General features: G+C 61.6%; 23 protein-coding genes, 1 tRNA gene and 1 pseudogene. 13 read left to right on the forward strand and 12 right to left on the reverse strand.

Annotated elements, in window-relative coordinates:
- Positions 1–5: 5 nt before the first annotated feature.
- The gene (gene grxC, locus ACLH0J_RS01900) at positions 6–260 is read right to left on the reverse strand and encodes a glutaredoxin 3 (RefSeq protein WP_411390657.1); all 255 of its coding nucleotides are present in this window, start codon (positions 258–260) and stop codon (positions 6–8) included.
- A gap of 1 nt (position 261) precedes the next feature.
- The gene (locus ACLH0J_RS01905; RefSeq protein ID WP_010563138.1) at positions 262–675 is read right to left on the reverse strand and encodes a rhodanese-like domain-containing protein; all 414 of its coding nucleotides are present in this window, start codon (positions 673–675) and stop codon (positions 262–264) included.
- A 150-nt stretch (positions 676–825) separates the two neighbouring features.
- Here ACLH0J_RS01905 and gpmI point away from each other — a divergent pair, with 150 nt between their 5' ends.
- The 5 genes from gpmI (at position 826) to ACLH0J_RS01930 (ending at position 7,622) form a co-directional block, all read left to right on the forward strand.
- Positions 826–2,352 (forward strand): 2,3-bisphosphoglycerate-independent phosphoglycerate mutase, encoded by a 1,527-nt coding sequence (gene gpmI, locus ACLH0J_RS01910; protein ID WP_411390658.1) that lies wholly within the window; start codon positions 826–828, stop codon positions 2,350–2,352.
- 196 nt (positions 2,353–2,548) lie between these two features.
- Entirely contained in the window at positions 2,549–3,844 is a 1,296-nt protein-coding gene (locus tag ACLH0J_RS01915; protein ID WP_411390659.1) for a murein hydrolase activator EnvC family protein, read from the forward strand.
- 30 nt (positions 3,845–3,874) lie between these two features.
- On the forward strand, positions 3,875–5,191 hold the full coding sequence (locus tag ACLH0J_RS01920) for a S41 family peptidase (RefSeq protein WP_411390660.1): 1,317 nt from the start codon (positions 3,875–3,877) through the stop codon (positions 5,189–5,191).
- A 1-nt stretch (position 5,192) separates the two neighbouring features.
- A complete protein-coding gene (locus ACLH0J_RS01925) occupies positions 5,193–5,966 on the forward strand; it encodes a divergent polysaccharide deacetylase family protein (protein WP_411390661.1) in 774 nt (257 codons plus the stop codon).
- A 69-nt stretch (positions 5,967–6,035) separates the two neighbouring features.
- The gene (locus ACLH0J_RS01930) at positions 6,036–7,622 is read left to right on the forward strand and encodes a serine protease (RefSeq protein ID WP_411390662.1); all 1,587 of its coding nucleotides are present in this window, start codon (positions 6,036–6,038) and stop codon (positions 7,620–7,622) included.
- A 42-nt stretch (positions 7,623–7,664) separates the two neighbouring features.
- On the opposite strand, the gene ACLH0J_RS01935 is transcribed toward ACLH0J_RS01930, so the two are convergent.
- The 7 genes and pseudogenes from ACLH0J_RS01935 to ACLH0J_RS01965 all read right to left on the reverse strand — a co-directional run bounded on the left by ACLH0J_RS01935 (position 7,665) and on the right by ACLH0J_RS01965 (position 13,323).
- Positions 7,665–8,420, reverse strand: coding sequence for a substrate-binding periplasmic protein (locus tag ACLH0J_RS01935; RefSeq protein WP_411390663.1), 756 nt, complete (start codon positions 8,418–8,420; stop codon positions 7,665–7,667).
- A 66-nt stretch (positions 8,421–8,486) separates the two neighbouring features.
- Positions 8,487–9,257 carry an imidazole glycerol phosphate synthase subunit HisF gene (hisF, locus tag ACLH0J_RS01940; RefSeq protein WP_411390664.1) on the reverse strand — a complete coding sequence of 257 codons (771 nt, stop codon included), beginning with the start codon at positions 9,255–9,257 and terminating at the stop codon, positions 8,487–8,489.
- 9 nt (positions 9,258–9,266) lie between these two features.
- Positions 9,267–10,004: a 1-(5-phosphoribosyl)-5-[(5-phosphoribosylamino)methylideneamino]imidazole-4-carboxamide isomerase gene (hisA, locus tag ACLH0J_RS01945; protein WP_010563130.1), complete on the reverse strand. Its 738-nt coding sequence runs from the start codon at positions 10,002–10,004 to the stop codon at positions 9,267–9,269.
- Between the two features lie 39 nt (positions 10,005–10,043).
- Complete coding sequence (locus ACLH0J_RS01950) at positions 10,044–10,301, reverse strand: DUF2164 domain-containing protein (RefSeq protein WP_032894032.1); 258 nt, start codon at positions 10,299–10,301, stop codon at positions 10,044–10,046.
- On the reverse strand, positions 10,302–10,940 hold the full coding sequence (gene hisH / locus ACLH0J_RS01955; RefSeq protein ID WP_010563128.1) for an imidazole glycerol phosphate synthase subunit HisH: 639 nt from the start codon (positions 10,938–10,940) through the stop codon (positions 10,302–10,304).
- Complete coding sequence (gene hisB / locus ACLH0J_RS01960; protein WP_010563127.1) at positions 10,940–11,533, reverse strand: imidazoleglycerol-phosphate dehydratase HisB; 594 nt, start codon at positions 11,531–11,533, stop codon at positions 10,940–10,942. The genes hisH and hisB overlap by 1 nt, the downstream gene beginning before the upstream one ends.
- Before the next feature lie 135 nt (positions 11,534–11,668).
- Positions 11,669–13,323, reverse strand: a pseudogene (locus ACLH0J_RS01965) (OFA family MFS transporter).
- 315 nt (positions 13,324–13,638) lie between these two features.
- Here ACLH0J_RS01965 and ACLH0J_RS01970 point away from each other — a divergent pair.
- From ACLH0J_RS01970 to ACLH0J_RS01985, 4 genes are all read left to right on the forward strand, one after another.
- A complete protein-coding gene (locus ACLH0J_RS01970) occupies positions 13,639–15,849 on the forward strand; it encodes an AsmA family protein (RefSeq protein ID WP_411390665.1) in 2,211 nt (736 codons plus the stop codon).
- Positions 15,846–16,913 carry an A/G-specific adenine glycosylase gene (mutY, locus tag ACLH0J_RS01975; RefSeq protein WP_411390666.1) on the forward strand — a complete coding sequence of 356 codons (1,068 nt, stop codon included), beginning with the start codon at positions 15,846–15,848 and terminating at the stop codon, positions 16,911–16,913. The genes ACLH0J_RS01970 and mutY overlap by 4 nt, the downstream gene beginning before the upstream one ends.
- Positions 16,910–17,182, forward strand: coding sequence for an oxidative damage protection protein (locus ACLH0J_RS01980; RefSeq protein ID WP_010563123.1), 273 nt, complete (start codon positions 16,910–16,912; stop codon positions 17,180–17,182). The genes mutY and ACLH0J_RS01980 overlap by 4 nt, the downstream gene beginning before the upstream one ends.
- 102 nt (positions 17,183–17,284) lie before the next feature.
- Positions 17,285–17,360, forward strand: a tRNA-Phe gene (locus ACLH0J_RS01985).
- Between the two features lie 142 nt (positions 17,361–17,502).
- On the opposite strand, the gene ACLH0J_RS01990 is transcribed toward ACLH0J_RS01985, so the two are convergent.
- Both ACLH0J_RS01990 and ACLH0J_RS01995 read right to left on the reverse strand, forming a co-directional pair.
- Entirely contained in the window at positions 17,503–19,107 is a 1,605-nt protein-coding gene (locus ACLH0J_RS01990; protein WP_411390667.1) for an ArnT family glycosyltransferase, read from the reverse strand.
- An 87-nt stretch (positions 19,108–19,194) separates the two neighbouring features.
- Positions 19,195–20,160 carry an arsenic resistance protein gene (locus ACLH0J_RS01995; RefSeq protein WP_411390668.1) on the reverse strand — a complete coding sequence of 322 codons (966 nt, stop codon included), beginning with the start codon at positions 20,158–20,160 and terminating at the stop codon, positions 19,195–19,197.
- Between the two features lie 171 nt (positions 20,161–20,331).
- Here ACLH0J_RS01995 and ACLH0J_RS02000 point away from each other — a divergent pair, with 171 nt between their 5' ends.
- Both ACLH0J_RS02000 and ACLH0J_RS02005 read left to right on the forward strand, forming a co-directional pair.
- Entirely contained in the window at positions 20,332–21,270 is a 939-nt protein-coding gene (locus ACLH0J_RS02000) for an alpha/beta fold hydrolase (RefSeq protein WP_411390669.1), read from the forward strand.
- A gap of 17 nt (positions 21,271–21,287) precedes the next feature.
- Entirely contained in the window at positions 21,288–21,701 is a 414-nt protein-coding gene (locus ACLH0J_RS02005; RefSeq protein WP_411390670.1) for a hypothetical protein, read from the forward strand.
- Between the two features lie 56 nt (positions 21,702–21,757).
- Here the strand turns inward: ACLH0J_RS02005 and gabP are convergent, their stop codons facing one another.
- Positions 21,758–23,155: a GABA permease gene (gene gabP, locus ACLH0J_RS02010; RefSeq protein WP_411390671.1), complete on the reverse strand. Its 1,398-nt coding sequence runs from the start codon at positions 23,153–23,155 to the stop codon at positions 21,758–21,760.
- A gap of 553 nt (positions 23,156–23,708) precedes the next feature.
- Between gabP and ACLH0J_RS02015 the strand changes: the two genes are divergently transcribed.
- Together ACLH0J_RS02015 and ACLH0J_RS02020 are read left to right on the forward strand one after the other, a co-directional pair.
- Entirely contained in the window at positions 23,709–24,482 is a 774-nt protein-coding gene (locus ACLH0J_RS02015) for an ABC transporter ATP-binding protein (RefSeq protein WP_411390672.1), read from the forward strand.
- A gap of 13 nt (positions 24,483–24,495) precedes the next feature.
- Positions 24,496–25,248 carry an ABC transporter substrate-binding protein gene (locus ACLH0J_RS02020; RefSeq protein WP_411390673.1) on the forward strand — a complete coding sequence of 251 codons (753 nt, stop codon included), beginning with the start codon at positions 24,496–24,498 and terminating at the stop codon, positions 25,246–25,248.
- Positions 25,249–25,253: the final 5 nt, after the last annotated feature.

Consider the following 25,253-nt stretch of genomic DNA (forward strand, 5'->3'; position numbering starts at 1 on the left):
GGGAGTCAGACGAGCAGCAGCGCATCGAGTGTACCGGCGCGCTCCAGGGCGAACAGGTCATCGCATCCACCAACATGCTTGGTGCCGATCCAGATCTGCGGCACAGAGGTGCGCCCCGCCTTCTGGGCCATTTCGGCACGCACCTGGGGTTTGCCATCGACCTTGATCTCTTCGAAAGCAACCCCCTTCTTCTCCAGCAAGGCCTTGGCCCGCATGCAGTAAGGGCAATAATCGCTGGAATATACGACAACCTGGCTCATATCACTTCACCAGCGGCAGGTTATCGGCGCGCCAGCTGCTGATACCACCCGACAGCTTGGCGGCGGTGAAGCCGGTCTTGAGCATTTCGCGGGCGTGGGTGCCGGAATGCTGGCCTTGGGCGTCGACCAGGATGATGGTCTTGGCCTTGTGTTTTTCCAGCTCGGCCAGACGCGCGATCAGCTTGTCCTGCGGAATGTTGATGGCACCGACGATATGGCCGGCGGCAAATTCCTTGCTCGGACGGATATCAACGACAACGGCCTCATCCTTGTTGACCAGCGCGGTCAGCTCCGACGTGCTCAGGCTGCGGCCACCACGGCTCAACTCATGAGCGATCAGCAGCGCCAGCAGGATGACGAAGGCACCCACAAGCAGGTAGTGGGCAGTGGCAAATGCAATCAGGTGATCAACCATCAAGGAGGTTCCAGGGCGTTAAAATGGCGGTAAGTATACACAGCCGCCAGGGGGGGCCAACCCCCGTAAAGCGGTGACGTCGTCGGAACTTCGCTTTAAACTGCCACTCCCTTTTCAATTGCCTTCCTTATTACCGCCGCGAGAGGATCTATGACTACTACGCCTAAACCCCTGGTCCTGATAATTCTCGATGGCTTCGGACACAGTGAAAGCCACCACGACAACGCCGTGTACTCGGCCAACAAGCCCGTACTGGACCGTCTGACAGCCAGCCAACCCAACGGTCTGATCTCCGGTTCGGGCATGGACGTGGGCCTGCCGGACGGCCAGATGGGCAACTCGGAAGTCGGCCACATGAATCTCGGCGCCGGACGAGTGGTCTATCAAGACTTCACCCGTGTCACCAAATCGATCCGCGATGGCGAGTTCTTCGAGAACCCGACCCTCTGCGCAGCGGTAGATAAAGCTGTCGCCGCCGGCAAGGCGGTGCACATCATGGGCCTGCTGTCGGACGGTGGCGTCCACAGCCACCAGGACCACCTGGTCGCCATGGCCGAACTGGCCTTCAAGCGCGGCGCCGACAAGATCTACCTGCACGCCTTCCTCGATGGCCGCGACACCCCGCCGAAAAGCGCGCAATCGTCCATCGAGTTGCTGGACGCCACCTTCGCCGCCCTGGGCAAGGGGCGCATCGCCAGCCTGGTGGGCCGCTACTTCGCCATGGACCGTGACAACCGCTGGGACCGCGTCGCCCAGGCCTACAACCTGATCGTCGACGGCCAGGCTGAATTCAACGCCGCCACCGCCCAGAAAGGCCTGGAAGCGGCCTACGCCCGTGGCGAGAGCGATGAGTTCGTCAAAGCCACCACCATCGGCGAACCGGTGAAAGTCGAAGACGGCGACGCCGTGGTGTTCATGAACTTCCGCGCCGACCGTGCCCGCGAACTGAGCCACGTGTTTGTGGACGCCGGCTTCAAGGACTTCGAACGCGCGCGCCAGCCGAAAGTCGAGTTCGTCATGCTCACCCAATACGCCGCCAACATCCCGGCCCCCTCGGCGTTCGCCCCGGGCAGCCTGGACAACGTGCTGGGCGATTACCTGGCGAAAAACGGCAAGACCCAACTGCGCATCGCCGAAACCGAAAAGTATGCCCACGTGACCTTCTTCTTCTCCGGCGGCCGCGAAGAACCGTTCCCGGGCGAAGAACGCATCCTGATCCCATCGCCGAAAGTCGCCACCTACGACCTGCAGCCGGAAATGAGCGCGCCGCAAGTCACCGACAAGATCGTCGATGCCATCGACCACCAGCGCTATGACGTGATTGTGGTCAACTACGCCAACGGCGACATGGTCGGCCACAGCGGCAACCTGGCCGCCGCGATCAAGGCCGTGGAATGCCTGGACCTGTGCGTCGGTCGCATCGTCGAGGCCCTGGAAAAAGTCGGCGGCGAAGCGCTGATCACCGCCGACCACGGCAACTGCGAGCAAATGTCCGACGAATCCACAGGCCAGGCCCACACCGCCCACACCACCGAACCGGTGCCGTTCATCTACGTCGGCAAGCGCGATTTCAAAGTACGCAGTGGCGGCGTGCTGGCCGATGTGGCGCCGACCATGCTGATGTTGATGGGGTTGGAGAAGCCGAAAGAGATGACCGGCACTTCAATTCTGGTCTGATCTAAAGCACACCACAAAACAGTGTGGGAGGGGGCCTGCTCCCTTCCACCTGGGTTTTGTGTTGTTTGGCAGATGTCTTTTTGCCATACCATCGCCGCTCGGCACCTATCTTGCGTTCCCGCCCGAATTGGGCGTTTTTTTTGCGACGCTTGGCGGGCATACTAGGCCGTCCATTTCCCTGGTGTCGCCCGCCTCTATGCTTCGCGCCTTGATTACCCTTGCTCTTGTCTGCCTGCTCCAACCGGCATTCGCCGATGAGCGCGCACAAACCCAACAACAGTTGGACGCTACGCGTCAGGACATTGCCGAGCTGAAAAAGCTGCTGGGCAAGCTCCAGGAAGAAAAATCCGGGGTACAGAAAGACCTGCGCGGTACGGAAACCGAAATGGGCAAGCTGGAGAAGCAGGTCCAGGAGCTACAGAAAGAACTAAAGAAGAGCGAGTCGGAACTGGAGCGACTCGACGCTGAGAAAAAAAAACTCCAGAGCGCACGCGTTGAACAGCAACGCCTGATCGCGATCCAGGCCCGCGCCGCCTACCAGAGTGGCCGCCAGGAGTACCTCAAGCTGCTGCTCAACCAGCAGAACCCGGAAAAATTCGCGCGCACCCTGACCTACTACGACTATCTGAGCAAGGCCCGCCTGGAGCAATTGAAAGGCTTCAACGAGACCTTGCGCCAGTTGGCCAATGTCGAGCAGGAAATCGCCAACCAGCAGTCGCAACTGCAAGACCAGAAAAGCAGCCTCGATGCCCAGCGCGACGAGCTGGACAAAGTCCGCAAGGAACGCCAGTCGGCCCTGGCCAAGCTCAATGACGACGTAAAGGCCCGCGACGCCAAGCTGCAGGCCCGCGAGCAAGACCAGGCCGACCTGGCCAAAGTCCTCAAGACCATCGAAGAAACCCTGGCCCGCCAGGCACGCGAGGCGGAAGAAGCGCGGCAGAAAGCGCTGATCGCCCAGCAGGAAGCGGAAAAAAAGCGTCAGCGTGAGGCCGAACTGGCCGCCACCAGCGACGCGCCGGCACCGCACAAACCGGTGCATGCGGCCCCTGGCCCGCTGGTTTCCAGCGCCGGCGAGTCGTTCGGCGGCCCTTTTGCTGCAGCCCGCGGCAAACTTCCATGGCCGGTTGATGGTCGATTACTGGCACGCTTCGGTGAAACCCGTGGCGATGACACCCGCGCCAAGTGGGATGGAGTGATGATCAGCGCCTCCGCCGGCAGCCAGGTCCACGCCGTCCATGGGGGGCGTGTGGTGTTTGCCGATTGGCTGCGGGGCGCCGGTTTGTTGGTGATTCTCGATCACGGTAATGGCTATTTGAGCCTTTACGGCCACAATCAGACTTTGCTCAAGTCGGCAGGTGATGTTGTAAAAGCCGGTGAATCCATCTCCACTGTGGGTAACAGTGGCGGCCAGGACACCCCGGCGCTGTACTTCGCTATTCGTCAGCAGGGTCGCCCGAGCGATCCCGCACAATGGTGCCGTTCCCAAGGATAGGGCCGCATCTACATTAGGAGTTCGTTCGACATGCTGCATTTGTCCCGCCTCACTTCGCTGGCCCTGACGATCGCTCTGGTGATCGGCGCGCCTCTGGCTTTCGCCGACCAGGCCGCTCCGGCAGCACCCGCCGCCACGGCCGCGACCACCAAGGCACCGTTGCCGCTCGACGAGCTGCGCACTTTTGCCGAGGTGATGGACCGGATCAAGGCAGCCTATGTCGAACCCGTAGACGACAAAACCCTGCTGGAAAATGCCATCAAGGGCATGCTCAGCAACCTCGACCCGCACTCCGCCTACCTGGGGCCGGAAGATTTTGCCGAGCTGCAGGAAAGCACCAGCGGCGAGTTCGGCGGGCTGGGCATTGAAGTCGGCTCCGACGACGGCAATATCAAGGTCGTCTCGCCGATCGACGACACCCCGGCGTCCAAGGCCGGGATTCAGGCCGGTGACTTTATCGTCAAGATCAACGGCCAGCCGACCCGCGGCCAGTCCATGACCGAAGCCGTGGACAAGATGCGCGGCAAGATCGGCCAGAAAATCACCCTGACCCTGGTGCGCGACGGCGGCAGCCCGTTTGACGTGACGCTGACCCGCGCGACCATCACGGTCAAGAGCGTGAAGAGCCAGTTGCTGGAGTCGGGCTACGGCTACATCCGTATCACCCAGTTCCAGGTCAAGACCGGCGACGAAGTGGCCAAGGCCCTGGCCAAGCTGCGCAAGGACAACGGCAAGAAACTCAGCGGTATCGTACTCGACCTGCGTAACAACCCAGGCGGCGTACTGCAGTCGGCGGTGGAAGTGGTCGACCACTTCATCACCAAAGGCCTGATCGTCTACACCAAGGGCCGTATCGCCAACTCCGAGCTGCGCTTCTCGGCCACCGGCAACGACCTCAGCGAAAACGTACCGCTCGCCGTGCTGATAAACGGTGGCAGCGCCTCAGCGTCGGAAATCGTCGCCGGTGCCCTGCAGGACCAGAAACGCGGCGTGCTGATGGGCACCACCAGTTTCGGCAAAGGCTCGGTGCAAACCGTGTTGCCGCTGAACAACGATCGCGCGCTGAAGATCACCACCGCGCTGTACTACACGCCCAACGGTCGCTCAATCCAGGCCCAGGGCATTGTCCCGGACATCGAAGTGCGCAAGGCCAAGATCACCAACGAGGTCGACAGCGAGTACTACAAAGAGGCCGACCTGCAAGGTCACCTGGGCAATGGCAATGGCGGCGCCGACCAACCGACCGGCAGTAGCACCAAAGCCAAGCCGATGCCGCAGGACGACGACTACCAGTTGGCCCAGGCGCTGAGCCTGCTCAAAGGCCTGAGCATCACGCGCAGTCGCTGATATGCGTTTTGCCCTGCTCATCGCTGTGCTGTGCAGCCTGGCAGGGGTCGCCCACGCGACCCCTGTCGGCGACTCCCACAAAGCCTACCTGACCCTGATCATCGACGACCTCGGGCAAAACCTGCCCCGGGATCGTCGCGTGCTGGCCCTGCCCGGCCCGGTGACCACGGCGATCATGCCAGACACGCCCCACGCCGCCGAATTCGCCCGCGAAGCGCACAAGGCCGGCAAGATCGTGATCCTGCACATGCCCATGGACCCAGCCACCGGCCCGTTCGCCTGGCACCCCGAGCTGCCCATCGAAGAACTCGAGAAGCGCCTGGACGCTGCGTTCAAGGCCGTGCCCTACACCGCCGGCATCAACAACCACATGGGCAGCCGCATGACCGCGCAACCGCAAGCCATGGCCTGGTTGATGGCTGAGCTGCAACGGCGCAACAAATTCTTTGTCGACAGCCGTACCAGCGCGCAAACCGTGGCCGCCGCCGAGGCGCAGAAGATCGGCCTGGCCAGCCTGTCGCGGGACGTGTTCCTCGATGACGAGCGCACCGAAGCCGCGATCACCACGCAGTTGCAAACCGCGATCAAGCTGGCCCACAAGCAAGGCTCGGCGGTGATGATCGGCCATCCCTACCCACAGACCCTGGCGGTGCTGGAGCGCGAGCTGCCCAAGCTCAAGGCCCAGGGCATCGAGTGGATCAATATCAAGCTGATGATCAGCGTGCGCAGCAACCAGGCCATGAACGGCCATGGCAAAAATGGTCTCTACCGCTAGATAGCTACCACTCTCGCCTCGTGAACTCCTGAATAGTGATCTCGTACCGTTCAACTATTCAGGATGACCATGAACACCACCCGCTACATTCTTCCAGGATTGCTGCTGAGCGTCCTGTCCGCCTGCCTTGTCGCCGCCCCCCGGGATTATGGTGAAGGCCTGCTCAATCAAAGCCCGGCCAAGCTCCTGCGCAATGGCCAGCAACAGCATGCTCACTGGAGCGGCGTTGGCCGGATCAGAAACGAAACCCAAGCCTTGTGCACAGCCAGCCTGCTGGACACCCGCGACGTATCTGGAAAATCCGGCCCGGCCTATGTGGTCACCAGCAGCCACTGCCTGCATCGCCTGAGTGGCTCAATACAAAAGGACTTGCCCATCAAAGGCAGCGTCAACTTCAACTATTTCGACGACACCCTCGAAACCATCAAGGCCTATCCACTCAAAACGCTCAAATGGGGCAGCAGCCAAGGGGTCGACCTGGCCATTATCGAGCTGCAGGCCTCGCTGTCGGACCTGCTCGGCGACGGTATCACCCCCTTGAAACTGGCCGAAGCCGTGCCCTCCGACGGCTCCGACATTCTCGCGCTGACCGCCCCGGAATGGGACACCTTGCACCTCGCCGCCTGCACCCAGCAGTCTTCCCAGGAGTTGGTCGAACAGCCATTTGTCTGGCGATTTACCCTCAAGAACCAGTGCAAGGGTGTTGTCCGCGGCGGCTTTGGTGGGCCGCTGCTGGACCGGGCCAGCAATACCTTGTTCGGCATTCTCGGCACCTCCACCACCCACCAATCCGAAGAGCACAAATGCCAGCGGGATGCCCCCTGCGAGGTCAACCAGGGAATACCCGTGTGGCAAGCCGATACCAACTACGGCAGCCCGATCACCTTCCTCAACCTGTGTTTTGTCGAAGGCGTGCTCAAGACTGACAGCGAGCACTGCGACCTTTACCCAACCACCTCGATCACCTTCAAAAGCCCGGAGCCCATCCAGCAATACTTCATCAAGAAACCGGGAAACAAAGGCAAGGACATCATCCCGCGCTGGAACCTGGCCTTCACCGTGAACACGCCTTTTTATCGCTACAAAACCACGCGGCGCGCCATTGATTGCGAAAACCCAGTGCATTACAGCGTGCCTCTCGACGCACTCAACGCCCCGATCAACGACCCCATCGGCCCCCAAACCGGCATGCATATGCTCTGCATCCTCGGCGTCGAATCGGCGGAACAAGCCGTGACCCACGGCATGATGAAAAATGCCCTGACCCTGGCTGTCGAGCTCGCCGCGCCCGGTCCGGCCCGCACCCCGGATATGCACATCACCCTCGACCCTCACGTGCTGGGCGCCTATGGCGTGGTCTGGAAGTTGGCTCCACCGTTCATGAGCCGTTACACCTACAAATACGGCCCGGCCGACAAGGTGGACTGCCAGCGCCCGGTCGATTATCAGCCGATCCCAGCCACCGGCCCCTTGGACGAAGATGACGATGACCCCATTGCTCTGGTCCACCCGCTCAACGACGCCAGCAGCGCCGGATCGGAGAACTTCGCCCAAGTAATTTTCGTCAGGAACAAGCCGGTGAAGATCTGCACCTACGCATTCGATCAGGCCGACCAGCCGTCGACGTTGCGGGTTGATCTGCTCAAGCCACGCTGAGGGCAGCCATCGGCAGCAGCGCCTATGCCGGGCGCATGAACGCTATAGATAGCGCCCCATGATCTCGTCCACCACGCCCTCTTTGCGCAGTTGATCCAGCGCTGCCTGCAGCTTGGCGACGATGTCGTCGGAGACGTCCCTGTTCAACGCGAGATAGAGCTGGGCGCTGTTGAAGCGCAGCACTGTCTTGAGCCCGCTCACACCGACCTGGCGCGCCAGGTACCGTCCGGCGGGGTCGCCCGTGGCCCACAGGTCGATCTGGCCATCCATGAGCTTTTGCGCGTTGTCCTGGTCACGCAACACCACCAGCGGCTTGAGCCCCTGTTTCTCCAGGGTTTCGGCGATGGCATCGCCTTTATAGGCGCCGATCCTGTAACCGCGAGCGTGGTCGAGGTCGGCGAGCTGGATCTTGCTGTCGGCCTTGGCCAGCATCACCCAGTCGTCCGGGCCGATGGGGCCGACCCATTTGAACAGCGCTTCGCGATCCGGCAGGCGTGCCATCACGAATACGCCGTAACCGGGGTTTTCCAGGGCGAGTTTGTAGATTCGCTCCCAGGGGAAACGCAGGGTGAGGTTGTAGGAAATGCCGGCACGCTTGAAGGTCTCGCGCACGATGTCCACGGCGATGCCTTCGATGTTTTCTTCCTTGGCGAAGTTCTTGCCGTTTTTGGCCATGTTGTAGGGCGGGAAATTTTCCGTCAGCAACACCAGGGAGGCGTCGGACGGTTCTTCGGCATGGGCCGAACCTGCCAACAGGAGAGAAGTACTGGTCAGGGCGAGCAGCAGGTGTTTGAACATGAAAGTTACCGGAATCCATGGCAAGCGCAGAGAGTGCCGCGCGCCTGCCATGGTGTCCAGCAGCGTTTAGCGAACGACGATGCCGCGCGCCGCCATGTAGGCCTTGGCCTCGGGAACGGTGTATTCGCCAAAGTGGAAAATACTCGCCGCCAGCACCGCGCTGGCGTGGCCTTCGATCACGCCGTCGGCCAGGTGCTGCAGGTTGCCGACACCGCCGGACGCGATCACCGGAATGCCCAGCGCATCGCTGATGGCGCGGGTCATGCCGAGGTCGAAGCCGTTTTTCATGCCGTCCTGGTCCATGCTGGTCAGCAGGATTTCACCGGCGCCCAGGCCTTCCATCTTCATCGCCCACTCCACCGCGTCCAGGCCGGTCGGCTTGCGCCCGCCGTGGGTGAAGATCTCCCAGCGCGGGGTTTCGCCGGGGCCGGAGACTTTCTTGGCGTCGATGGCGACCACGATGCATTGCGAACCGAAGTGCTGCGCGGCTTCGCCGACGAACTCCGGGTTGAACACTGCAGCGGTGTTGATCGAAACCTTGTCCGCGCCGGCATTGAGCAGGTTGCGGATGTCTTGCACGGTGCGTACGCCACCGCCCACGGTCAGCGGGATGAACACCTGGCTGGCCATGCGCTCGACGGTATGCAGCGTGGTGTCGCGGCCGTCGACGCTGGCGGTGATGTCGAGAAAGGTAATCTCGTCGGCACCTTGCTCATCGTAGCGACGGGCGATTTCCACCGGGTCGCCAGCGTCGCGGATATTCTCGAACTTGACGCCCTTGACCACGCGACCGTTGTCGACGTCCAGGCAAGGGATGATGCGTTTGGCCAGCGCCATGGTCAGTCCTCAGCCGTTGTAGGCATCGCAGTAAGCCTGGGCTTCGGCGACGTCCAGGGTACCTTCGTAGATCGCGCGGCCGGTAATGGCGCCGATGATCCCAGGGGCCCGGGCGTCCAGCAGCGACTTGATATCGCCCAGGTTGTGGATGCCGCCGGAGGCAATCACCGGGATCCTGGTCGCCGCTGCCAGCGCAGCGGTGAACGGTACGTTGCAGCCCTGCATCATGCCGTCTTTGGCGATGTCGGTATAAACGATGGCGGACACGCCGTCGGCCTCGAACTGCTTGGCCAGGTCGATCACCTGCACGGTGCTGATTTCAGCCCAGCCGTCGGTGGCGACGAAACCGTCCTTGGCATCCAGGCCGACGATCACTTTACCGGGGAACGCGCGGCAGGCTTCAGCAACGAAGGCCGGGTCTTTCACGGCCTTGGTGCCGATGATCACGTAGCTCACACCGGCCTTGACGTAGTGTTCGATGGTTTCGAGGGAGCGGATACCGCCGCCGATCTGGATCGGCAGGTTGGGGTAGCGCTTGGCGATCGCGGTGACCACTTCGCCATTGACCGGCTGGCCTTCGAAGGCGCCGTTCAAGTCCACCAGATGCAGACGACGGCAACCACCTTCCACCCATTTGGCGGCCATGCTCACCGGGTCATCGGAGAACACCGTGGAATCTTCCATGCGGCCCTGGCGCAGGCGTACGCAGGCGCCGTCCTTGAGATCGATAGCGGGGATAATCAGCATCTGGCAAACCTTATTCGATATTCAGCAATGCTTGGGAAATCAGGGTTTCTCAAGCGACCACAGGTCGCTTTCGATGCTTTCGAACCTTTCTTTAAGGAGCGTCTGCGTATCGAAAATCGCCCTGTTGTAATAGTGCGGAGCCACTTCGGTGGTGAACAACTCAAGAATCTCGGCCACCTCGAACGAACCCAGCTTGAGTTCGAAACGGTCCTCCATGAAGCGCTTGATCTTGTCGGTGGCCTCACGCTCCTGTTCGGGCGCGAGGTTCAGGATCGGCGGCTTCGGCTTCCTGGCCATTTACCAGCGACCATCCCACGCGGCGAAATTCTGCAGCAATTGCAGGCCATGGGTATGGCTTTTCTCCGGGTGGAACTGCACGGCAAAGCGCGAACCGTCGGCCAGCGCGGCGGCGAAATCGACGCCGTAGTGCCCGCCACCCACCACCTGGCGCGGGTTACCGGCGGCGATGTAGTAGCTGTGCACGAAGTAGAAACGCGCCATGTCCGGGATGTCGTGCCACAGCGGGTGATCCACTGCCTGGCTGACCTCGTTCCAGCCCATGTGCGGGACTTTCAGGTGTTCGCCGTCTTCATGCAGGTCTTTGCCGAAGAACTTCACTTCGCCGGGGAACAGGCCGATGCAGTCGACGCCGTCGTTCTCTTCACTGCGATCGAGCAAGGCTTGCATGCCCACGCAGATGCCGAGGAACGGGCGGTCCTGGCTGACCTCGCGCACCAGGCTGTCAAAGCCCAGGCGGCGAATTTCGGCCATGCAATCGCGAATCGCGCCCACACCGGGGAACACCACGCGGTCGGCTTCGCGAATCACCTTCGCATCGCTGGTGATCAGCACCTTGCCGGCCCCTACGTGCTCGAGGGCCTTGGCCACCGAGTGCAGGTTACCCATGCCGTAATCGATAACCGCGACCGTCTGCATTACAACACGCCCTTGGTCGACGGCATTTGCCCGGCCATGCGCTCATCGAGCTCCACGGCCATGCGCAGGGCACGGCCGAACGCCTTGAACACGGTTTCGATCTGGTGGTGGGTGTTGGTGCCGCGCAGGTTGTCGATGTGCAGGCTGACCAGGGCGTGGTTGACGAAACCCTGGAAGAATTCCTGGAACAGGTCGACATCGAAGCCGCCCACGGTGGCGCGGGTGTAGGGCACGTGCATCTGCAGGCCGGGACGGCCGGAGAAGTCGATGACCACACGCGACAGCGCTTCGTCCAGCGGGACGTAGGCGTGGCCGTAGCGACGGATGCCTTTCTTGTCGCCGATGGCCTTGGCAAAGGCCTGGCCCAGGGTGATGCCCACGTCTTCCACCGTGTGGTGGTCGTCGATGTGCAGGTCGCCCTTGCAGACAATATCCAGGTCGATCAGCCCGTGACGGGCGATCTGGTCCAGCATGTGCTCAAGAAAAGGTACACCGATATCAAATCGGGCCTTTCCGGTGCCATCCAGGTTGATCGAGGCTTTGATCTGGGTTTCCAGAGTGTCGCGCTCGACGGACGCCTTACGTTCGGCCATCACCAGCTCCGCAAAATCATTGGGCGAAAAAGGCAGCCATTATAGGGGCGTGGGCGCTAAACAGAAACATCGGAGGGGATAAGACTGACGAGTTGAAGCGGGCGCCCCAGAATGGTGCGCCCGCCTGCATTCAACTCAGTGGAACAGTACCGCCGTCTTCTGCAGGGTCACCCACACACCCCACGCCAACGGAATACCCACCACCAGCCAGGCGGCGATGGCCAATGGCACTGTGCCAGACGCCGCTTTCCACTCCAGGGACGTGGTGGCATCAGCCCCTTTGTCATGGCCCAGCGCCTGCTCGGCGGCAAGCTCAGCATCGGTCATGAAGTACTTCTCGGCCACCGGGCGAACCAGCAGGTTGCAGAGGAAACCCAGCACCAGCAGGCCGGCGAGGATGTACAAGGTGATGTCATAGGCCGCGGCACGTTCGACACCGATGCTCAGTTGGTACTCACGCAGGTAATTCACCAGCACCGGGCCCAGTACGCCCGCCGCCGCCCAGGCAGTCAGCAAGCGACCGTGGATCGCGCCCACCATCTGGGTGCCGAACAGGTCGGCCAGGTAGGCCGGAACGGTCGCAAAACCGCCGCCGTACATCGACAGGATGATGCAGAACGCCGCCACGAACAGCGCCACGTTGCCCAGGTGTCCCAGGTTCGGGATCAGCGCGTACAGGGCAAAACCCAGGGCGAAGAACACGAAGTAGGTGTTTTTGCGGCCCAGGTAGTCGGAGAACGACGCCCAGAAGAATCGGCCACCAATGTTGAACAGGCTCAACAGACCGGTGAAGCCGGCGGCGATAGCAGCAATGGACGCCAACTGACCGGCGTCCAACTGGCCGAACGGCACATCCACCCCCAACAGCCTGCCGCCGAACACTTCCTGCAACAGCGGCGACGCCATGCCCAGGATGCCGATACCGGCGGACACGTTCAGGCACAGCACCAGCCACACCAGGCGGAATTGCGGGGTCTTCCACGCCACGTTCACGTGCACATGGCGGTGGGTGATCATCGCATTGCTGGCTTTTTTCGCCGGCGCGGTCCAACCCTCAGGCTTCCAGCCGGTCGGCGGCACGCGGTACGAGAGTGCGCCGCCGATCATGAACACGAAGTAAATCGCCGCCATCACCAGGAAGCTCTGCCATACGCCCACGCTGGTCGGCGTGGCAAAGTGGCCCATCAACGCTGCGGCCAGGGGTGCACCCACCATCGCGCCGCCGCCGAAGCCCATGATCGCCATGCCGGTGGCCATGCCACGCTTGTCCGGGAACCACTTGATCAGGGTCGAGACGGGCGAGATATAGCCCAGGCCCAGGCCGATACCGCCGATGACCCCGGAGCCGATCCACATCAGCCAGATCTGGTGCGTATAGATACCCAACGCCGAGATCAACAGGCCGCCGCACCAGCACAACGCCGATACGACACCGGTGGCCCGGCATGTTCCAGCCAGCCGCCCCAGATCGCGGCCGAGCAGCCCAGGAAGATGAAGAACAGGGTATAGATCCAGCCCAGCATCGAGATGGGCCAGTCGCATTGCGACGAGAAGACCTGGGCGATAAAGCTCATGTCCGGCGCACAGGCCAGCGGTTTGGTGATCCCCAGCGCTTTGGACAGTGGCAACCAGAACACGGAAAAACCGTAGGCCATGCCGATGCACAGGTGAATGGCCAGGGCGGCCGGCGGAACCAGCCAGCGGTTGAAGCCGGGCTTGGCGATGATGCGTTCCTTGGACAGGAACGCAGGCTGTACGGCAGGATGGCCCGCCGCAGTGCTAGTGTTCATTGGTGTTTCCCCCAGTTATTAGTATGTGTGTCCGTCAGGCGCTCTCTCCCTCGGCCTTGCACGCAGAGCGTGGCCGTTTTGTTGAGTAAAGCTCCATTTGAGGCGCGACGTTAAGTCGCAGAAGGCGGACGAACCGGCGAAGATTAGCATCTGCAAGTGACAGAAAAACCAAAACGCCATCACTTTTTTATTAATTGACGCCAAAATCCCGTTTGGCTCGCGCTGGATACAATGTAACGATCCGTGAACTGACGCCGGCCATCGGACGCTATACTCTGCGGCTAAATTTTGAAATCGACATACAAGGACTCGCCCATGAAAGCGTTCGGCAAAATCCTGGGTCTGGTACTTCTCGGGCTGTTGCTGATCATTGTGGCTCTGGGCTTTGCCCTGACCCATCTCTTCGATCCCAACGACTATAAAGACGAGATTCGCCAGATTGCCCGCGACAAGGCCCACATCGAGCTGACGCTCAATGGCGATATCGGTTGGAGCCTGTTCCCCTGGCTCGGTCTTGAGCTGCACGAAGCCAGCGTCGCCACCCTGACCAACCCGACCCAACCCTTCGCCGACCTGCAGATGCTCGGCCTGTCGGTGCGCGTACTGCCGCTGCTGCGCCGCGAAGTGCAGATGAGCGATGTGCGTGTCGAAGGCCTCAACCTGCGCCTCAACCGTGACAAGCAAGGCCACGGCAACTGGGAAGACATCGGCAAGAACGCGCCGGTGGCCGCCGCCGATACGCCAACCCCTGCCGAGCAACCTGCAGAGCCAGAAGCGGAAAAACCGCCAAAACCGATCCGCCTGGATATCGACAGCCTGACCATCAACAACGCCCGCATCGAATACAACGATGAGCAGACCGGCAAGCAATTCAGCGCCGAAAGCATCCAGTTGAGTGCCGGCGCCGTGCACGAAGGCGCCAGTATTCCGGTGAAACTCACCGCATTCTTCGGCAGCAACCAACCGGTAATGCGCGTCAAGACCGAGCTCAACGGCAACCTGCGCATCCAGCGCGCCCTCAAGCGCTACCAGTTCGAAGACATGAAGATCACCGGCGAAGCCACGGGCGAGCCGCTGCAAGGCAAGACCGTGACCTTCTCCACCCAGGGCCAGTTGCTGGTGGACCAGGCGGCCAATATCGCCGAATGGACCAACCTGAAACTCTCGGCCAACCAATTGCGCGCCCTGGGCGAGCTGAAGGTCAACAATCTGGACAAGACCCCGCAACTGAGCGGCGCGCTGTCCATCGCGCAGTTCGACCTGGCCAAGTTCCTCGACAGCGTCGGCAACCCGCTGCCACCGATGGCCGAGGGCAGCCTGAGCAAAGTCGAGCTGGTCAGCCGTCTCCAAGGCACACCTACCAGCCTGGCGCTGGAAGACCTCACTCTGAAACTCGACGGCAGCACCTTTACCGGTCGCGTCGCCGTGGACGACTTCGCCAAGCAGTCGCTGCGGGTGCAGCTCCAGGGCGACACCTTCAACGCCGACAACTACCTGCCGGCCAAGTCCGAATCCGCCAAGGGCGCGACCGCCGCACGCCAGGCCGAAGTGCAGAACAGCGAAGCGGGTGCCATGGCCGCCGGCGGTACCACACCGCTGCCGGACGCGCCGACCAAAGGCGCCTGGAGCACCGACAAGCTGCTGCCACTGGCCCACCTGCGCACGCTGGACATCAACGCCGACCTCGCCTTCGGCCAATTGACCCTGAGCAAGCTGCCGATCCAGAACGCCGCGCTCAAAGCGTCCGGCCTCGATGGCCAGCTCAAACTCGACACCCTCAGCGGCGGTCTCTACAACGGTACGTTCCAGGCCAACGGTACACTCGATGTGCGCCAGGACATCCCGGTGCTGGCGCTGCAAAGCCGTATCAAGCAAGTGCCGGTCGAACGCATCCTGCAAGCCCAGGGGCAAACCCCGCCGGTGAAAGGCCAGATCACCCTCGACAGCAACCTCAGCGGACGCGGCAACAGCCAGAAAGCCCTGATCGACAGCCTCAACGGCACCGCCAGCTTCGTGATCAATAACGGTGTGCTGCTCAACGCCAACCTTGAACAGCAACTGTGCACCGGTATCGCCCTGCTCAACCGCAAGACCCTGAGCAGCGAGCCGCGGGGCAAAGACACACCGTTCCAGGAATTGAAAGGCAACCTGACGTTCCGCAACGGCGTGGCCAATAACCCCGACCTGAAAGTGCGTATTCCAGGCCTGACGGTCAACGGCAACGGCGACATCGACCTGCGCGTGCTGGGCATGGATTACCGCGTCGGCATCATCGTCGAAGGCGACCAGCGCGAAGTGCCGGACCCGGCCTGCCAGGTGGGTTCCAACTTCCAGGGCATCGAAATACCGCTGCGCTGCCGTGGCCCGCTGGAGCTGGGAGCCAAGGCCTGCCGCCTGGACAAGGACGGTCTTGGCCAGGTCGCGATCAAGGCCGCCGGTAACCGCCTCAACGAGAAGCTGGAAGAGAAGCTCGACAAGGTCAATCCACAATTGAAAGACGCGTTGAAAGGCCTGTTCAAACGATGAGAAACGAGCAGTTTTCAGAGGCGGTGCTGAACTGGTACGACCGCCACGGTCGCCATGACCTGCCCTGGCAACAGGGCATCACGCCTTACCGGGTGTGGGTCTCGGAAATCATGCTGCAACAAACCCAGGTGAGCACCGTGCTCAATTACTTCGACCGGTTCATGGCCTCCTTGCCGACCGTCGAAGCCCTGGCGGCCGCCCCCGAAGACGAAGTGCTGCACCTGTGGACCGGCCTGGGGTATTACACCCGGGCGCGCAACCTGCAAAAGACCGCGAAGATTGTCGTGGCCGAGTACGGTGGCGAGTTCCCCAGGGATGTCGAGAAACTCACCGGACTGCCCGGCATCGGCCTGTCCACCGCCGGTGCGATCGCCAGCCTGAGCATGGGCCTGCGCGCACCGATCCTCGACGGCAACGTCAAGCGCGTGCTGGCACGCTTTACCGCGCAAGAGGGCTACCCCGGCGAACCCAAGGTGGCCAAGCAGCTATGGGCCACCGCAGAGCGCTTCACGCCTCACGATCGCGTCAACGCCTATACCCAGGCGATGATGGACATGGGCGCGACCCTCTGCACCCGCAGCAAGCCCAGTTGCCTGCTGTGTCCGCTGGAAACGGGCTGCGAAGCCCACATGCTCGGCCTGGAGACGCGCTACCCGATCCCCAAGCCGCGCAAGACCATCCCCCAAAAGCGCACGCTGATGCCGCTGCTGGCCAATGCCGAAGGTGCGATTCTGCTTTACCGCCGCCCATCCACCGGCCTGTGGGGCGGTTTGTGGAGCCTGCCGGAGCTGGACGACCTGGAAGATCTCGAACACCTCGCCCACCAGCACGCCCTGGCACTGGGCAAGCAACAGGCATTGCCAGGGCTGGTCCACACCTTCAGCCACTTCCAACTGGCCATCGAACCCTGGCTGGTGCAAGTCGAGGAATCGGCCCACCACGTGGCCGAGGCCGACTGGCTCTGGTATAACCTCGCCACCCCGCCGCGCCTGGGCCTTGCCGCCCCGGTCAAGAAACTGCTCAAGCGCGCGGCCGAAGCATTGAACGCAGGAGTTCCGTCATGACCCGCACCATCATCTGCCGCAAGTACCACGAAGAACTGCCTGCCCTGGAACGCGCGCCGTTTCCGGGCGCCAAGGGCCAGGATATCTACGACAACGTCTCCGCCAAAGCCTGGGGCGACTGGCAGAAACACCAGACCCTGCTGATCAACGAAAAACGCCTGAACATGATGAACGCCGAAGACCGCAAATACCTGCAAGGCGAGATGGACAAGTTCTTTTCCGGCGAGGATTACGCCAAAGCCGAAGGCTACGTACCGCCTGCTCAATAATTGATCAAAAACCGGGGTCGGCACGTAAGCGACGGTAATAACTAAATTTTTTTTGAAAACTTGCTTGACGCCCCACTGAAAACCCGTTTAATGCGCCCCGTTGCCCAGATAGCTCAGTCGGTAGAGCAGGGGATTGAAAATCCCCGTGTCGGCGGTTCGATTCCGTCTCTGGGCACCACTCATTAGTTTCAGGTGGTGCAAACGTCATCTGAAACACACAAGAAACCCGCCTAGTGCGGGTTTTTTGTTGCCTGGGATTTATAGCCCTGCCCAAAAGCTGGCATCCCGCATTCGAGAGATGCCAGCTTCGCGCACGCCACTTACCGCAGCAGAAACACCATCAACGGGTTGTCGTTCAACCGCCCCTGGAAGCTTGGCGTCAGATGCTCCAGAGGTGTCCCCTGCAACAACTCGGTTTCCTTGCGCGCCACGATGACCCACGACGGCCGGGGTAGCGCATTCAACTGCCCAACCTGCGCAGCGCTGATAAACAACGGCTGCTCGTCATGATCCAGGTTCATCATGTAGCGCACCGCCCAGGTGTCCCTGCCGAGGTTCAGGAACACCAATGGCCCTGGCTGCGACACGCGCAGTGCCTCCACCTGACTGACAAATTTGCGGGTGTCGAACTGCAAGTCCTTGGCTGGCTCCACGACGGTCACCAACAGCAGCCACTGCGCCGCCAGCGCGAACAGGCTGAGCAACACCAGCCGCCCCGCCCGACGCCAGGCCAGCAGCGCCGCGACTTGCAGCACCAGCAGCACGCCAATCACTACCGGCAACGACACCTGCGGCCAGTAACCATGCTTCTGCCACCCATGCCGACAGACGAAGATGGCCACCACGCACAACGCCGGCAGCGCCGCCGCCAACCCTTCATAGCCTCGGCGCACACCCACGAGCCAGCCTTGCGCCTGAAGCAGCCCATAGGCGGCGACAGCGGCAAACATCGGCACCATGGGCAGAATGTAGTAAGCACGCTTGAAATGCGGCACCGACAAGCCCAGCAGGATCATCAAGCCACACGCACCGAGCCGCACGACCAATTGGCTCTCGGTATTGCCCCCATGCAACAGGCGCTGACGCAGCGCAACCAACGTGGCCAACGCCAATGGCACCACCGGGAAGTAGCGGTACAGACTCAGCTGGAAATAGAAATAAAACGGCTCGCCGGTCTCATCGAGGCGCCCGCCCACTTGCATCCTGAACACGTCATCGGCAAACGCATCGCCACTGCTGATGCGCGCCAGTTTCACCAGCAGCCACCAACAGCCCGCCAGCAACACCAGGCCGACGACGCCATGAATCAACACCTGCTTGACCCGCTCCCCAGGCTTGCCCAGCGCCCAGTACACGCACACCACACCGCACACCTCGATCAGCCCCAACGGCCCGCGAATCGCAAAGCCCAGGATGAACAGCGGGAACACCGCAAGCTGGCGCAGCCGCGAGCCAAGGCGTTCACCGCTGTGCAGCAGGTAGAAACTGCCGACGCAGAGCAACGCCACCATCTGATCCAGGCACACCGAACGCGATTTCTCGAGCAACTGCGTGGTGAGCAAGGTCAGCAGCACCGTCAACAGCGCCCAGGCGCGACTGGACGGCACCAGCAAGCGATAGATCAGCGCAACCACGCCGGCAGAGGCCAGCGCAGTGGGCAGGATATTCGCCAGGTGGTTAGGCGCACCGAACAATCGGGCAAAGACAAAACTGAAAAACGTCGCGGTGCCGGGATAGTCCGCGTAAGGCTGCCCATAGGTGGTGGGGAAAAGACTCGCACCATGGCGAAACATTTCCTGCAAGAACAGCGCCCAGCGGCCGTCAAAACCTTGCGGCTGCTGATCCCAGATGCCGAGGGTGAACAGCAATAAGGCAATCAGAAAAATGCCCAGGGATTCCAGGCGAAAACGGTTGCGAAAATCCATCGGTAAACCTGTCAGGTGGGGAGCGCCAGCGTATGGTGCCAACTGCCCCCCTGAATAACGCCTGAACAGACCTGAACATTCCCGTTTTCAGCGACCTGCGCGCCACACCCACCGTGGAATCAGCCGGATGTAAATCAACTCGCCGAGCAGTTCGACCAGGGTTTGCAGGATCACCGCCGTCGCTGCCAACCCGCGCACGTCTTCAGGCAAGGCCAGCGCCAGGGGCAGCACCACCAACGAATTTCGCGTCGACGCACTGAACGTCACCGCCCGCGCCGTGGCCGCCGGCAGCGCAAACAGCCGCGAGGCCAGGGCCCCCATCAGCGGCGCCAGCACCAGGAAGCCGATATACACCGGGATCACCGGCAGCAGCAGGTTGATGTCACGCACCACCGAGGTGATTTGTGAACCGATCACCACGAACAGCACCAGCGCCATCGCCGGCACCGGCAACCAGGCCCAGGCGTGGTTCCAGGCATTGACGACCGCCGACCGCCGCGCCAGCGACGTGGTAACCACCGCCAGCACCATCGGCAGCACAATCAGCCACAGGAACGCCTCGATAAACGGCGCGGCCGCCACCACCCCCTCGGATTGCGGCCCCAGCATCAACCCCAGGTACATCGGCAACAGCAGCAACTGCAGCAACAACAGCACCGGCGTCGCCGCCAGCATCAACCGCGAATCGCCCTTGCCGATATGGGTAAACACCACCACGTAGTCGATACACGGCGTCAGCAGCACCAGCAAAGCCCCCACCAGCAACGCCGGGCGTTCGACCAGGCCACGGGTCAAGGCCCACACCAGCAACGGCACCAGGATGAAATTGGCCAGTAACAACGCTGAGAGGAAACGCCTGTTACTCAAGCCCTGGCGCAGGTCCAGAAACGGAATTTGCAGAAACATCGCGTACATCAGCACCGCAATCGCCGGCGTGACCAGCCCCCCGAGACCATGGCCCAACTGAGGCGCGAGCAAGCCGAAAACCGCGGCCAGGAGGACGGCGACGAAGTAGATCGGGATCTGCTGCTGTTCGAGGGTGTCGCGGGTCATGGGCCGGCTCGGGTCAATCGAAAGATCGTCAGCCTAAGCACCCAGGCGGACAAGGTCGAGCACCGCGACACTCTTCGTGCCCACGGCGCGCTAAATTTGTTAGTTTCGATTTCTTATAAAAGCGCGCGAGCCTCCAGGCTCCCCCCAAAAGCGCAAGGACCGAACCGACCGATGAACCTGCCCAGCCGCCCCGCCCCCGAAGCATTCCGCGAACCCGCCGCCGACAACTATCCCCTGGGCGGCTTCACCTGGCGCCACCCGCGCACCGACCTCGAACGCCCGGTCGTGATCATCAACGCCGCCACCTCCGTGCGCTGCCGCCATTACTCACGCTTTGCCGACTATCTGTTCGCCAATGGCTTCGATGTCATCACCTACGACTATCGCGGCATCGGCGAATCCCGCAGCGGTTCGTTGCGGGGCTTCCAGGCCTCGTGGTCGGATTGGGGCGTGCTGGATTTCGAGGCGATTCTGGTGCGGGCACAGCGGGAGTTTGCAGGGCAACCGATCGACGTGGTCGGCCATAGTTTCGGCGGTTGTGCAGCGGGGCTGGGCGCATCGGGCGCGGTGATCCGGCGGATCGTCACGGTAGGCGCGCAGTTTGCCTACTGGCGCGATTACCAGGCGAACGGGCGCTGGCGGATGTTGGCCAAATGGCATGTGGTGATGCCGCTGGTCACCGCGCTGTGCGGGTACTTCCCCGGCAAGCGGCTGGGTTGGCTGGAGGATACGCCGGCAGGCGTGGTGCGCGACTGGAGCACACCGACACCCCGCTATGAAACCCGCCCCAGCGGGCGGGCCTTGGGGCGCTTGCCATTCAGTCGGGTGACCGCGCAGATGCTGGCGATCAGCATCACCGACGATCCCTTCGGCACGGTGGCGGCGATCGAACGATTGCTCGGCTACTTCTACCGCAGTGAACGCACTCACCTGCGCATCGCGCCTGAAGATATCGGCGAAAAACAGGTCGGACATTTCGCGTTCTTTCGCAGTGAGTATCAGGATCGGTTGTGGCCGATTGCACTGACGTGGCTTCAAAACGGCCAATTAACGGAGGATACCCTTGGGATTTCCCCCAACCTGCGCTTCAATACCCCACCCAGATCCTGACCCAAGGACGTGAGCCCATGGCTTCGCCGAACAAGCAGCAAAAACGTGCCCAGCGGGCGAAGACCAAGGCCAAGCAGAACCGTACCCAGCGTGCCGTCGCCGCCAAGCCGGATGCGTTTGCCGGCGATGACAGCCGCATCGACCTTGAATCGGTGGATTTGACCGAGTTGTTCGTAGAGATGCGCAGCGCAGGCGAGATCAGCCAGCAGGCTTTGTGCGCAACGTTCCTGGCGCACCCGCTGCTGGCGCTGGTGCTGGAGCAGGAAGGCGAAGAAGAAGCCACGGACTTTATCCTGGCGGCACTGATCGAGTATCGGCAGTGGGCCACGGACACCGAGGATGACGCGGCGGCGCTGGCGTGGATTGAGTCGCCGGCGTTCCAGGCGGACTACGTCGCCGCGTCCGAAGCGCTGGCCAACGCCCAGGACTGACGCCCAACCCAATGTGGGAGCAAGCCCGCTCCCACACTTTTACCTACGGTGCTCGATCAGCCATGCACTGCGGCGCCCACGCGTTGGGCCTTGCGACGGTTACGGCTGGCCACAATCAGCCCTGCCGCCACCACCAGCAGGCTTAGCACCCCGGTCGCGATGATTTCGACGCGATGCGCTTCCTGGAACAGCATGATGGTCAACGTACCGACGATGAAAATCATCACCGCGTAGGTCAGGCCCGGGAACAGCCACATCTTGAAGGCCAGCGTCTCGCCCGCGGCAATGCTCTTCTGGCGCATGCGCAGTTGCGACACCGCAATCACCAGGTACACCAGCAACGCGATGGCGCCGGAGCTGGCCAGCAGGAATTCGAACACCGCTGCCGGTGCCACGTAGTTGGCGAATACCGCCAGGAACGCGGCGCCAGTGGACAACATCACTGCCCAGTAAGGGGTGCCGCTATTGTTGGTGCGCTTGGCCACCGCCGGTGCATCACCGCGACGCGCCAGGGAGAACAGCATGCGCGAGGCGGTATACAGCGCCGAGTTCAGGCAACTGGTCACGGCAACCAATACCACCAGGTCGACGATCAGCTTGGCGTTCGGGATGCCCATGCGTTCCAGCACGGTCTGGTAGGAACCTACGGCCGCCAGGGTCGGATCGTTCCATGGCACCAGGGACACAACGATGAAGATCGACAGCAGGTAGAACAAACCGATCCGCCAGATCACCGAGTTGGTGGCCTTGGTGATTTGCTGGCTTGGGTTCGTCGACTCAGCCGCCGCGATGGTCACGATCTCGGTGCCCATGAACGAGAACATAGTGGTCAGGATCGCTGCCAATACCGCGCCCATGCCGTTGGGCATGAAGCCTTCGGTGTCGAACAGGTGTGACACGCCGCTGACCTGGCTGGTCGGCAAGAAGCCGAAGATCGCGGCCAGGCCGAGAATCACAAAGCCAATGATCGCCACGACCTTGATCAAGGCGAACCAGAACTCGAACTCACCGTAGTTCTTCACACTGAATAGGTTGGTCACCGTCAGCAGCAAGGTGATGATCAGGGTAAACGCCCAGATGGCCACGTTGGGGAACCAGGCATGCAGAATGGTCGCGGCGGCGTTGGCTTCCAAAGGAATCACCAGCACCCAGAACCACCAGTACAACCAGCCGATGGTAAAGCCGGCCCAGGGGCCGATCGCCCGGTCGGCATAGGTAGAGAACGAACCGGTGTCCGGCGACGCTACGGCCATTTCGGCCAACATGCGCATCACCAGGACAACCAGCGCGCCGGCCGCGGCATACGCCAGCAGTACGGCAGGGCCGGCGGCGGCGATCGCGTGGCCGGAGCCGACAAACAAACCGGCACCAATGACGCCGGCGATCGACAGCATGGTGACGTGACGCGGTTTGAGCCCCTGTTCGAGGTCATTGGAGCTATGCGTACTACTCATTGACACACCTTTGCGAGGAATTGCGAAAACGGTTCGCCCCGCCTGCGTTCTTGATCGTGAAAAGAAACAAACAGGGCGTTCTTTATTTTTTACGCAAGATTTGCGCCAAAATGTTACAAATCCGCGATTGACGCGGGCTGTAGGACGATTCAACAAGCGCCGCAACTCATTGAGAACAATGGCATTTAGCTATGCGTTACCGTGCGACCTACTTTTTGTGTGAAAAAACGCACCATAAACACACACGCGAAACAGGTAACGCTCCATAAAAGTGCCGATACGCACCGTTTGCCCGGTTAACCCTTCCAACCCCCGGCCAAAGCTGGCACCATCGCGCCCTTTTTTACGCGAAGCTTCGGCGTTCACAGGTTAAAACGGTTGTTCGGTTGTTGATGGCGCGACACCCTGCTGTGCCGATGCGACACCCTGCCGCACACCGCCTGTTTACTGCCGGCCACGCTGTTGGCTGCCGTCAGGACGCTATGCTAGCTTGACGCCTCGCCAGGAAGGCGGCCCAACAGCAGGAACGCAACGAACACAACGAGGACCCCACATGGCCGAGGCCACGCCCGCGCTTGAAATCCGCAACTTGCATAAACGCTATGGTGAGCTGGAGGTACTCAAAGGTATCTCGCTGACCGCTCGCGACGGCGATGTGATCTCGATCCTGGGTTCCTCCGGTTCCGGCAAGTCCACGTTCCTGCGCTGCATCAACCTGCTGGAAAACCCGCACCAGGGCCAGATCCTGGTGGCCGGCGAAGAGCTCAAGCTCAAGGCCGCCAAAAACGGCGAGTTGATGGCCGCCGACAGCAAGCAGATCAACCGCCTGCGCAGCGAAATCGGTTTTGTGTTTCAAAACTTTAACCTGTGGCCACACATGAGCATCCTCGACAACATCATCGAGGCCCCACGCCGTGTGCTCGGCCAGAGCAAGGCCGAAGCCATCGAAGTGGCCGAAGCCCTGCTGGCCAAGGTCGGCATCGGCGACAAGCGCCACGCCTACCCCGCGCAATTGTCCGGCGGCCAGCAGCAACGGGCGGCCATCGCGCGCACCCTGGCGATGCAGCCCAAAGTCATCCTGTTCGACGAGCCCACTTCCGCCCTTGACCCGGAAATGGTTCAGGAAGTACTTAATGTCATCCGCGCGCTGGCCGAAGAAGGCCGCACCATGCTGCTGGTCACCCACGAGATGGGCTTTGCCCGCCAGGTGTCCAGTGAAGTGGTGTTCCTGCACCAAGGCCTGGTCGAAGAGCAAGGATCGCCACAGCAGGTGTTCGACAACCCGCTTTCGGCGCGCTGCAAACAATTCATGTCCAGCAACCGCTAACGGAGCAACATGCATGCAGAACTATAAAAAATTCCTTCTGGCTGCGGCCGTCTCGATGGCGTTCAGCGCCACGGCCATGGCAGAAACCCTGAAGATGGGGATCGAAGCGGCCTACCCGCCCTTCAACAATAAAGACGCGAGCGGCAACGTCGTCGGCTTCGACAAAGACATCGGCGACGCCCTGTGCGCCAAGATGAAAGTCGAAAAATGCGAAGTGTATGTGTCGGACTGGGACGGCATCATCCCGGCCCTGAATGCCAAGAAGTTCGACTTCCTGGTGTCCTCGCTGTCGATCACCGACGAACGCAAGCAGGCCGTCGACTTCACCGACCCGTACTACTCCAACAAGCTGCAGTTCATCGCCCCCAAAACCACCACCGACTTCAAGACCGACGCCGGCTACCTCAAGGGCAAGATCATCGGCGCACAACGCGCGACCCTGGCCGGTACCTACCTGGAAGACAAGCTGCCGGAAACCACCGCCAAGCTCTATGACACCCAGGAAAACGCCTACCTCGACCTGACCTCCGGCCGACTCGACGGCATCCTCGCCGACAAGTACGTGCAGTACGAATGGCTCAAGAGCAAAGACGGTTCCGCCTACGAATTCAAAGGCGACCCGGTGGTCGAAAGCGACAAGATCGGTATCGCCGTACGCAAGGGCGACCCGCTGCGCGAGCGCCTGAACAAAGCCCTGGCAGAGATCAAGGCAGACGGCACCTACAAGAAGATCAACGACAAGTACTTCCCGTTCAGCATCGAATGACCTGA

Source organism: Pseudomonas sp. MPB23 (assembly GCF_046605395.1).
Classification (GTDB): Bacteria; Pseudomonadota; Gammaproteobacteria; order Pseudomonadales; family Pseudomonadaceae; genus Aquipseudomonas.

What these genes read in the sequence shown, in the direction of transcription:
- hisF (WP_411390664.1), bottom strand. Translation starts at nt 9,257, where the DNA reads ATGGCGCTGGCCAAACGCATCATCCCTTGCCTGGACGTCGACAACGGT.
- ACLH0J_RS02020 (WP_411390673.1), top strand. Translation starts at nt 24,496, where the DNA reads ATGCAGAACTATAAAAAATTCCTTCTGGCTGCGGCCGTCTCGATGGCG.
- ACLH0J_RS01995 (WP_411390668.1), bottom strand. Translation starts at nt 20,160, where the DNA reads ATGACCCGCGACACCCTCGAACAGCAGCAGATCCCGATCTACTTCGTC.
- gabP (WP_411390671.1), bottom strand. Translation starts at nt 23,155, where the DNA reads ATGAGTAGTACGCATAGCTCCAATGACCTCGAACAGGGGCTCAAACCG.
- ACLH0J_RS01930 (WP_411390662.1), top strand. Translation starts at nt 6,036, where the DNA reads ATGAACACCACCCGCTACATTCTTCCAGGATTGCTGCTGAGCGTCCTG.
- ACLH0J_RS01970 (WP_411390665.1), top strand. Translation starts at nt 13,639, where the DNA reads ATGAAAGCGTTCGGCAAAATCCTGGGTCTGGTACTTCTCGGGCTGTTG.
- hisH (WP_010563128.1), bottom strand. Translation starts at nt 10,940, where the DNA reads ATGCAGACGGTCGCGGTTATCGATTACGGCATGGGTAACCTGCACTCG.
- ACLH0J_RS01905 (WP_010563138.1), bottom strand. Translation starts at nt 675, where the DNA reads ATGGTTGATCACCTGATTGCATTTGCCACTGCCCACTACCTGCTTGTG.
- ACLH0J_RS01920 (WP_411390660.1), top strand. Translation starts at nt 3,875, where the DNA reads ATGCTGCATTTGTCCCGCCTCACTTCGCTGGCCCTGACGATCGCTCTG.
- ACLH0J_RS02015 (WP_411390672.1), top strand. Translation starts at nt 23,709, where the DNA reads ATGGCCGAGGCCACGCCCGCGCTTGAAATCCGCAACTTGCATAAACGC.
- ACLH0J_RS01990 (WP_411390667.1), bottom strand. Translation starts at nt 19,107, where the DNA reads ATGGATTTTCGCAACCGTTTTCGCCTGGAATCCCTGGGCATTTTTCTG.
- ACLH0J_RS02000 (WP_411390669.1), top strand. Translation starts at nt 20,332, where the DNA reads ATGAACCTGCCCAGCCGCCCCGCCCCCGAAGCATTCCGCGAACCCGCC.
- gpmI (WP_411390658.1), top strand. Translation starts at nt 826, where the DNA reads ATGACTACTACGCCTAAACCCCTGGTCCTGATAATTCTCGATGGCTTC.
- ACLH0J_RS01950 (WP_032894032.1), bottom strand. Translation starts at nt 10,301, where the DNA reads ATGGCCAGGAAGCCGAAGCCGCCGATCCTGAACCTCGCGCCCGAACAG.
- ACLH0J_RS02005 (WP_411390670.1), top strand. Translation starts at nt 21,288, where the DNA reads ATGGCTTCGCCGAACAAGCAGCAAAAACGTGCCCAGCGGGCGAAGACC.
- grxC (WP_411390657.1), bottom strand. Translation starts at nt 260, where the DNA reads ATGAGCCAGGTTGTCGTATATTCCAGCGATTATTGCCCTTACTGCATG.
- hisA (WP_010563130.1), bottom strand. Translation starts at nt 10,004, where the DNA reads ATGCTGATTATCCCCGCTATCGATCTCAAGGACGGCGCCTGCGTACGC.
- ACLH0J_RS01925 (WP_411390661.1), top strand. Translation starts at nt 5,193, where the DNA reads ATGCGTTTTGCCCTGCTCATCGCTGTGCTGTGCAGCCTGGCAGGGGTC.
- ACLH0J_RS01980 (WP_010563123.1), top strand. Translation starts at nt 16,910, where the DNA reads ATGACCCGCACCATCATCTGCCGCAAGTACCACGAAGAACTGCCTGCC.
- hisB (WP_010563127.1), bottom strand. Translation starts at nt 11,533, where the DNA reads ATGGCCGAACGTAAGGCGTCCGTCGAGCGCGACACTCTGGAAACCCAG.
- ACLH0J_RS01935 (WP_411390663.1), bottom strand. Translation starts at nt 8,420, where the DNA reads ATGTTCAAACACCTGCTGCTCGCCCTGACCAGTACTTCTCTCCTGTTG.
- ACLH0J_RS01915 (WP_411390659.1), top strand. Translation starts at nt 2,549, where the DNA reads ATGCTTCGCGCCTTGATTACCCTTGCTCTTGTCTGCCTGCTCCAACCG.
- mutY (WP_411390666.1), top strand. Translation starts at nt 15,846, where the DNA reads ATGAGAAACGAGCAGTTTTCAGAGGCGGTGCTGAACTGGTACGACCGC.